The 7842-nt window shown below is 63.8% G+C and carries 7 protein-coding genes; 2 read left to right on the top strand and 5 right to left on the bottom strand.

The window, feature by feature from the left end:
* Nucleotides 1-224 precede the first annotated feature (224 nt).
* The 5 genes from AB4037_RS12240 to AB4037_RS12220 all read right to left on the bottom strand — a co-directional run bounded on the left by AB4037_RS12240 (nucleotide 225) and on the right by AB4037_RS12220 (nucleotide 5232).
* On the bottom strand, nucleotides 225-2294 hold the full coding sequence (locus tag AB4037_RS12240) for an oxidoreductase (RefSeq protein WP_441771696.1): 2070 nt from the start codon (nucleotides 2292-2294) through the stop codon (nucleotides 225-227).
* Nucleotides 2295-2585: 291 nt separating this feature from the next.
* Nucleotides 2586-2924 carry an HdeA/HdeB family chaperone gene (locus tag AB4037_RS12235; protein WP_434960103.1) on the bottom strand — a complete coding sequence of 113 codons (339 nt, stop codon included), beginning with the start codon at nucleotides 2922-2924 and terminating at the stop codon, nucleotides 2586-2588.
* Between the two features lie 4 nt (nucleotides 2925-2928).
* The gene (locus AB4037_RS12230) at nucleotides 2929-3360 is read right to left on the bottom strand and encodes a hypothetical protein (RefSeq protein WP_441771695.1); all 432 of its coding nucleotides are present in this window, start codon (nucleotides 3358-3360) and stop codon (nucleotides 2929-2931) included.
* A gap of 408 nt (nucleotides 3361-3768) precedes the next feature.
* A complete protein-coding gene (locus AB4037_RS12225; protein ID WP_434960101.1) occupies nucleotides 3769-4101 on the bottom strand; it encodes a hypothetical protein in 333 nt (110 codons plus the stop codon).
* Nucleotides 4102-4323: 222 nt separating this feature from the next.
* Nucleotides 4324-5232 carry a LysR family transcriptional regulator gene (locus tag AB4037_RS12220; RefSeq protein WP_441771694.1) on the bottom strand — a complete coding sequence of 303 codons (909 nt, stop codon included), beginning with the start codon at nucleotides 5230-5232 and terminating at the stop codon, nucleotides 4324-4326.
* A 215-nt stretch (nucleotides 5233-5447) separates the two neighbouring features.
* On the opposite strand from AB4037_RS12220, the gene AB4037_RS12215 reads away from it, so the two are divergent.
* Together AB4037_RS12215 and speB are read left to right on the top strand one after the other, a co-directional pair.
* Nucleotides 5448-6812: an MFS transporter gene (locus tag AB4037_RS12215; protein WP_434960099.1), complete on the top strand. Its 1365-nt coding sequence runs from the start codon at nucleotides 5448-5450 to the stop codon at nucleotides 6810-6812.
* A 51-nt stretch (nucleotides 6813-6863) separates the two neighbouring features.
* On the top strand, nucleotides 6864-7832 hold the full coding sequence (gene speB / locus AB4037_RS12210; protein WP_441771693.1) for an agmatinase: 969 nt from the start codon (nucleotides 6864-6866) through the stop codon (nucleotides 7830-7832).
* Nucleotides 7833-7842: the final 10 nt, after the last annotated feature.

Genomic DNA, 7842 nt, shown 5'->3' with positions numbered 1-7842 from the left:
TTCAGCGAACACTCCGCTACCCCCGCCAATCGGCCGGTTAAGCCAGAGCTCCTTGTCCGTGAAGCGACACGTCAGCGCCGCCGCTCAATCCGCGGCAACGCCGTCCGTCGATGGCCGCTGTATAGAGGCCACAAGACGCCTATGTCAACACTGGAAACATCACTTTTTTGCAGAACCGTCATGCAAGCTTTGCACCCCCGTAAAGCTTGACTCGAATCGTGTTTCTACGCTCGCGCGAGCGCGGTTATTTCACGCCGGAACGGCAGGGCGTCACCGATATCGGGCTCGTCCAATTCGCGCGCAAAGCGATGTCCGGCATAGGTCGCCCAGGCGATCGGGCCCGGCGCCTCGGCATCGCCGATCACCTTGATGCTGCGGATGCCGCTATCGGCCCATTCGCCCTGCTGCGCCGTGAGAGCCTGCCACAGCCCATCCTCCTGCTGGCGAGCGGTGACGAGCACGACCGCATCGGCCGCCAGCTCGGCTTCGGCCCCGGTATAGCTGCAGGCCGTGACCACGCAGCCGGCGCCGATGCGCGCCACCGTCCGGTTGAGCACGATCTCGACCCCGTGCTCGGCAAGCCTGCGATGAATGGCGCCCTGCTCCAGCGTATTGCGGGTCCAATCGGAGACATAGGCGGAAGGGGTCACCAGCGTCACCCGCGCGCCCTGGCGCGACAGGAGTTCGGCGAGCACACCGCCCATGTAATAGTGATCGTCGTCGAACAGCACGATCCTGCCGGCAGGCAGCCTGCCCTCCATCACATCATCGGGCGTGAAAACCGGCATCGCGACATCGATCGCCATCGGCACGACATGGGCACGCGCCACGCCGTCCCGGCGCCAGGTCGAGCCGGTGGCGAGCGCGACATGTTCGAAACCGAATCCGAGAATGTCGTCGACCGACATAAGACTGTCGAAATAGATATCGACATTCGGCATCTGGCTGAGCTGGTACTGGCGATAATCGCGCACGCGACCCCAGGCCGACAGGCCCGGCAATCTGCATTCCCGCGCCACGCGGCCGCCGAGTTCAGTGCCGGCCTCTGCAAGCACGACCTTGTAACCCCGCATCCCCAAGGCGCGCGCCGCCTCCAGCCCGGCCGGGCCCGCGCCGACGATCAGCACGCTCTCGCTGGCTCCCTTGGCCTGCATGCGCTCGGGATGCCAGCCCTTGCGCCATTCCTCCATGAAGGTGGGGTTCTGGGTGCAGCGCGAGATCGACATCGTCATGTCGCCGGTAACGCAGATGTTGCAGCCGATGCATTCGCGGATGTCCTCGATCCGGCCCTCCTCGATCTTCCTGGGCAGGAAGGGGTCGGCGATGGAAGGCCGGGCACAGCCGATGAAATCGAGCGTGCCGGACCTGATCATCCGCGCCATCACGTCCGGCGAAGTGAAGCGGCCGACACCGACGACGGGCTTGGAGGTCAGTTTCTTGATGCCGGCGACCAAGCTTTCCTGCGCCGCCTCCTCCTTGAAGCGCGAAGGGCCGGAGCAATCCTCCCAGGCGCCATGGGCGAGGTCCCACAGGTCGGGCAGGTCGGCATGCATCTCGATCATGTCGCGGACCTCGGCATTGCCGAAACCGAGCTCGCCGATCATCTCGTCGAGCGAGATGCGCAAGGTCAGACCGCAGCTGTCGCCGATGGCATCGCGTCCCTCCTCGATCAACTCGCGCATCAGCCGAGAGCGGTTTTCCAGCGAGCCGCCATATTCGTCCGTTCTGTGATTGGTGGCCGTCGACAGGAAATGCTGGATGATGCCAAAGCCATGTGCGCCATAGAGGCAGACCAGATCGAAGCCCGCCTGCTTGGCCCGCCTGAAGGCGTTGCGGTGCCAGCGCCTGAGATCGCGGATATCCTGCCGGTCCATGGCGCGGGCCTGGACCGGATCATTGGTGAAGGTGCGAATCGGCAGAGCCGAGGGCCCACGCGGGACTTCCTTGGTATAGAGATTGGGGCCATTGATACCGGAATAGGCGAGCTGGATGCCGGCGAGGGCGCCATGCTCATGCATGGCCTCGGCCATCCTGGCCAAGGCGGGGATATCGGCGTCGTCCCACAGACGCAATTCGATGAAAGGCGTGATCTCCGAGGTGTGATGCATCTCGGTCTGCTCGGTGAAGATGACGCCCCAGCCTCCTTCCGACTTGATCCGCCGCATTTCGGCGGCAGCAGACGGATCGCGATAGCCGCCGCCATTGCAATGGGGGACCTGGTAGAACCGATTCTTGGCCGTCACCGGGCCGATCTTCATCGGCTCGAACAGAATATCGTAGCGTGGATCGCGCATGAAATTCCCCAAAAGCGTTTTGCGATTTGACGGAGGCGGCAAGAATCGCAAAGACGCGTCGAAACAGAGAGCTGAAGCAAACGAGCGTTCAGCCATGAACGCGCTTTGCTCCAGTTGGCCGCGATCACACCACCCGGCAGATGCGAGGGCCGCGATGCCTCCCAAGGCGCTTTGCCCTGGAACATCGTCGCTCAGTTTCGGGGAGCCCGCAGCGGCGGCAAATTAGAGTTTTCCGATGCAATGGATCAGCTGGGCCGAAGCAGGCCGCCCGCGAGGCACCCGGCCCCGCCGTCACCGCGCGCGCTGCTGAAGCGCCTGGCGCAGCATCACCGCGGCGGCCCCGAGCGTCTCCACAGGATGGGCCTTGCAATATTCACCGATCCAGCGGCGAATCGAGGTGCCGTCCTCGTCGATCAGCCAATCCTCCGCCCGCTCGGCCAGATTCGCCCCACTCAAGAAACCGGCAACCCAGGCCGCATAGGCTGTGCCTTGGGTCGAATTGGCGCTCGCCGTCCATCGGTCGCAGGTCACGTCCATATAGCCGACGGCCGAGCGTCTCACTTCCTGGGCCAGAGCCATGCCTGAATGCATCATGGCCGACAATGCGATCGCTCCAATGACACCTCGCATGCCGTCAGCCCGGAAGATTCGTGATGGCGGACATGGCGTGATCCTTTTCCAGCCGGGCCTGGAGGAAGGCGGTCAAATGCTGGTGCCCGTCCGCCTGATTTGCCACCGCGAAACAAGACTTTCGCAAAACGGCAAGTTTCGCCCGCAGTTGTCGGCGAACAGCCCTCAAGCTGTCAACCATCCCGCGCGACCGCTCCCGTGCCTGATCTCGCCACAGCTCAAAAGCAATCTCATGCCGGCGCATCCGATCGAATGTCTGCCCATCAAAACAAGGCCACGCCCTGCCGGAAGAGCTTTCCCCATTTTCGGGGTTGCCATTCCCTTGTTCGCCTTGTGCACCGGGCACCCATCCATCCTTCATCCAGCACCATATCCGCTTCAATTCACGAAGCGGTCCCTGTTCCTTCTGCAATTGATGCGAAGGCCCCTCGATCATGATCGGGCCAACGCTGATCGACGACCGGGTCTATGCGCTAAAGGGCCTTTTCGGCTTTCCGATGACCAAGCAAGTCTCGACCCTGTACTGACTTATGCCGTCGATCACCGGAAAGTGTTCCACGGGGGCCCACCGCCCTGTCGCCAATGATGTGAAACCGGATATGGGCGAAAACAAGGATCGGCAGGCAGACAGGCCGGCCCAGGCCCTGGTTTGGGTCCCTTTCGGGACATGCCGGGGGGACGAAATGAAGCTGACAGGGCATCGTTTGTGACGCCGAAACCCTGGCCCGCGCGGCAGATCTCATCGCGGGTAGCAGATCCCGGAGCCAGATCAGAGGGCGAGCCGGCCAAAAGGGCCGGCCACTATTTTGCGGATGGGACATCCCCATCCCCCTCATGGGCTTTCTCAGTAATAGGCCGTGCAAACCCGGTTGCCGTAGGAATCATAGCCGACCTGGGCGCATTGGCGCTGACCGCCGCCATAGCCGTCATAACCCGGCTCGGGCTCACGGCTCGGGGTGGTGGCCGCGCCGACGGCAGCGCCACCCGCCGCGCCGATGGCGCCGCCGATGAGGGCACCACGCCCCTTGTTCTTCGAGACACCGGCGCCAATGGCCGCACCGGCCACGCCGCCCAGCACGCCGCCACCAACCGCCCGGTCGCCGGGATTGTCCGACGCACATCCAGCCACCGACATAGCGACGGCGCCCGCCAAAACTGTGATCAGAATTTTGTTCATAGATCGGTCTCCGTTTGCCAGATTACCGCTAAGTAATGATTCGGTCGCAATCATGGCGAGCGTATTGCATAGGTCTATTTTAACCCTGATCGGCGTTTGTCGATGGCTCCCGTCAATCTGATTTCTGACATTTCAATCGCCGCAAAATCGATCAACTTTCCCTGCGGCACGATCGACTATCGGTACCGTTACTCATTTGATGGAAAAACGTTATCTGAGCTCTTATCCCGCCTCGGAGGATCCCAAGGTCGCCGCAAGATCGCGCGTGAACTGACGTGCCACTTCGGTCGGTTCGGGCTGCACGCGCAAAGCGATATAAAATTGCGATCGCCAGACCAGGCCGGGCCCGTCGAGAGCCCGCATCTCGTCCCGTTCGACCCATTTGCGGGCGAAATGAACCGGCAGGAAACCGAGGAAGCAGCCGCTGCGGATCAGCACGGCCTGCGCCTCCATGTTCGAGACCGAAGCCGTGATCAGGGGATCCTGCAGGGCGGCGAGTTCGGCCCGATGCAAATAGGGGCGGACGGTCATCGGGTGGCGGGCGATCACGGCGGGCGTGATTTCGGCCGCATCGCCGGCAAAGAGCGGATGGGTGTGTCCGCAATAGAGGGCGTGTTCCTCCACATAGACGGGCGCGTAATCGATATTGGCCTGGCGGTTTGGAAAGGGGCCGATGGCGACATGGATGTCCCCGTTCTGCAGCCCCTTGCTCAGCGCCTCGGGCGTGCCAACCTCCAGGCTCAGCCGAACCTGCTGCTCGCGCTCGAAAAAACGCTGCACCGCCCGATGCACCGGCAGATCGGGATTATCGGCCTCGCTGTCGACGATACCCACCCGCAAATGGCCGGTGAGGATCTTGCGCAGCACGCCGAGATTGGCCTCGCAGGTCTCGAGCGACCCCAGCATACGCTTGGCTTCATGATAGACCGCCTCGCCCTTCGGAGTCAGCGAGAAGCCGCCGCGCCCACGCTGGCACAGCGTAAAGCCTAGAGCGAGTTCGAGATCCTTGAGATGGGTGGAGATCACCGACTGGCCCGCGCCTAGAACGGCCTGGGCCCCGCCAAAGCCGCCATGCTCCACCACCGCGCAAAAGGTGCGCAGGTTCCGCACCATGTAATCGCTGATCCGCATCGTCCTCGCACGCCGGCCAATGTTCGACAGGGGTAAATTACATCAAATTTTCCGATGTAAGAATTAGAAAGTTTCGAAATACGAATGCTTCCGGTTGCGGCATGGTCCCGGGCCAATCGTCCGGCCGCCATCACGCCCGCAGAAGGCAGCAACACCGACACCGGCCAGGACGACAGCTTGATGACCGAGATTCATCCAAGAGGGGAAACGTCCGCATGAGCAATCCGCACCCGGCCGCCGCGCCATCGGCCATATTGGAGGCCGGCCAGCAGCCGGCCGCATCGAACACGATCCTGCGCCGCGCCGCCTTTGCCAGCTTCATCGGCACTTTCGTCGAATGGTTCGACTACGCGGTCTATGGCTTCCTGGCGACGGTGATCGCCGTGGTGTTCTTCCCGGCGACCGACACGCGCAGCGCCCTGATGGCCACCTATGGCGTCTTCGCCCTGTCCTTCATCGTCCGCCCGATCGGCGGTGTGATCTGGGGCCATTTCGGCGACAAGTTCGGCCGTAAATCGACCCTGACGCTGTCGATCTTCATCATGTCGTCAGCCACCTTCGTCATCGCCTTTCTGCCGTCCTACCAGACGGCCGGCCTGGCCGCACCGGTGCTGCTCCTGCTCACCCGCCTCGTGCAGGGCTTCGCCGCCTCGGGCGAATATGCCGGAGCCGCCTCGTTTCTCGCCGAGCACGCGCCGGACCGCAAGCGCGGCATCTATACCTGCCTGGTGCCGGCCGGCGAGGCGGCGGGCCTGCTTGCCGCCTCCCTCTTCGTCGCCCTGCTCCACGCGCTGCTGACCACCGAGCAATTGCAGGAATGGGGCTGGCGCCTGCCCTTTCTCTTGGCCCTGCCCTTCGGCTATGTCGGCGTCTTCATCCGCCGCCGGCTCGAGGAGACGCGACACTTCAAGTCCCTGGAGGCCGCCCATCACGTGCCGCCGGCACCGGTGCTCGAGCTCCTCGGCAAGCACCGCCGCCAAGTGCTGATCGCCTTCGGCGGCACGCTGCTCAACGCCGTCGGCTTCTATCTCGTGCTCAGCTACATGCCGACCTATCTGGCGACCGAGCTCGGCATCAGCGAAACCGCCGCCTTTCTCGGCTCGACCATCGCGCTGACGGTCTATCTCGCCTCGATCTTCGTGATGGGCGCCCTGTCGGACCGCCTCGGCCGCAAGGCGGTCCTGATCGCCTGCTCGCTGCTCTTCGCCGTCCTCACCGTGCCACTGTTCATGGTGCTGTCATCCGTCGCCTTCACCGGCCTTGGCAGCGGCGGCTTCCTGGCCATTCTGGGCATCTGGTCCCTGTTCGGCGCGCTGCTCGCCATGAATGGCGGCACGCTGCCGACCCTGTTGTGCGAATTGTTCCCCACACGCGTGCGCTATTCGGGCTTCGCCCTCAGCTTCAACGCGGCGAACGCCCTGTTCGGCGGCACCGCTCCCCTGATCGCCACCTGGCTGATCGGGGCGAGCGGCAGCAAGCTCGCGCCGGCCTGGTTCCTGGTGGCCGCCGCCTTGGTGACCCTCGCCGCCATCGCCATGACGACGGCCGGCCGCGCCGGCTCCACCCTCGACGACGATTAGAGGCAGCGCGGCGCAGCCCATCCCATCACCTGAACACTGCAAGGATCGATAATGAGCGAACACTCCTACGAAGCCGGGCGGCTGAACCTGCCCTTCGTCGGCATCTCCACCTTCGCAAAGCGCCCCTATATCGCCGATTGGCGCCACATCGACGCCGACGTCGCCATTCTCGGCGCCCCCTTCGACTTCGGCACCCAGTTCCGTGCCGGTGCGCGCTTCGGGCCCCGAGCGGTGCGCGAAGCCTCCACCCTATTCAGCTTCGGCCATGCCGGTGCCTATGACCACGAGGACGACCGCATTTATCTGCCCGCCTCGGTGAGGATGGTCGATATCGGCGATGCCGATATCGTTCACACCGACACGCAAAGGAGCCATGCCAACATCAAGGCTGGCGTCGGCGCCATCCTCGATGCGGGGGCACTTCCGGTGGTGATCGGCGGCGACCACTCCGTCAACATTCCCTGCATCGACGCCTTCGCGGGTCGCGGCAACATCCACATTCTCCAGATCGACGCCCATCTCGACTTCGTCGACGAGCGCCACGGCGTGCGCTACGGCCATGGCAATCCCATGCGCCGTGCCGCCGAGAAGGCCTATGTCAGCGGCCTCACCCAGGTCGGCATCCGCAACGTCTCTTCCACCGCCAAGGAGGGCTATGACGACGCCCGCCGCATGGGCTCGGACATCTTGTCGGTGCGCCAGATGCGTGCACTCGGCGCCAAGGGCGTGATCGATCGGATCCCGGCGGGCGCGCGCGTCTATGTCACCCTCGACATTGACGGCTTCTGCCCCTCCATCGCCCCGGGAACCGGCACGCCTTCGCATGGCGGCTTCCTCTATTACGAGGTGCTGGAAATGCTGCAGGCGCTGGCGCGCCGCAACGAGGTGGTGGGGATGGACCTGGTCGAAGTCGCACCCGATTACGACCATACCGGGGGCACCGCGATCCTGGCGGCACAGATCCTGCTGAATTTCCTCGGCTTCGTGTTCGAGGCTCGCATGGCCAAGGCCGCAGCCTGACGTCCGCCGC

Source organism: Labrys sp. KB_33_2, from assembly GCF_052114505.1.
Lineage (GTDB): Bacteria > Pseudomonadota > Alphaproteobacteria > Rhizobiales > Labraceae > Labrys.
The sequence above is the reverse complement of the archived record's forward strand: the minus strand, read 5'-3'. Positions and strand labels throughout refer to the sequence as shown.

Excerpts from the sequence above, each read along its gene's own strand:
- AB4037_RS12240 (WP_441771696.1), bottom strand. The coding sequence starts at position 2,294 with ATGCGCGATCCACGCTACGATATTCTGTTCGAGCCGATGAAGATCGGC.
- AB4037_RS12235 (WP_434960103.1), bottom strand. The coding sequence starts at position 2,924 with ATGCGAGGTGTCATTGGAGCGATCGCATTGTCGGCCATGATGCATTCA.
- AB4037_RS12230 (WP_441771695.1), bottom strand. The coding sequence starts at position 3,360 with ATGATCGAGGGGCCTTCGCATCAATTGCAGAAGGAACAGGGACCGCTT.
- AB4037_RS12225 (WP_434960101.1), bottom strand. The coding sequence starts at position 4,101 with ATGAACAAAATTCTGATCACAGTTTTGGCGGGCGCCGTCGCTATGTCG.
- AB4037_RS12220 (WP_441771694.1), bottom strand. The coding sequence starts at position 5,232 with ATGCGGATCAGCGATTACATGGTGCGGAACCTGCGCACCTTTTGCGCG.
- AB4037_RS12215 (WP_434960099.1), top strand. The coding sequence starts at position 5,448 with ATGAGCAATCCGCACCCGGCCGCCGCGCCATCGGCCATATTGGAGGCC.
- speB (WP_441771693.1), top strand. The coding sequence starts at position 6,864 with ATGAGCGAACACTCCTACGAAGCCGGGCGGCTGAACCTGCCCTTCGTC.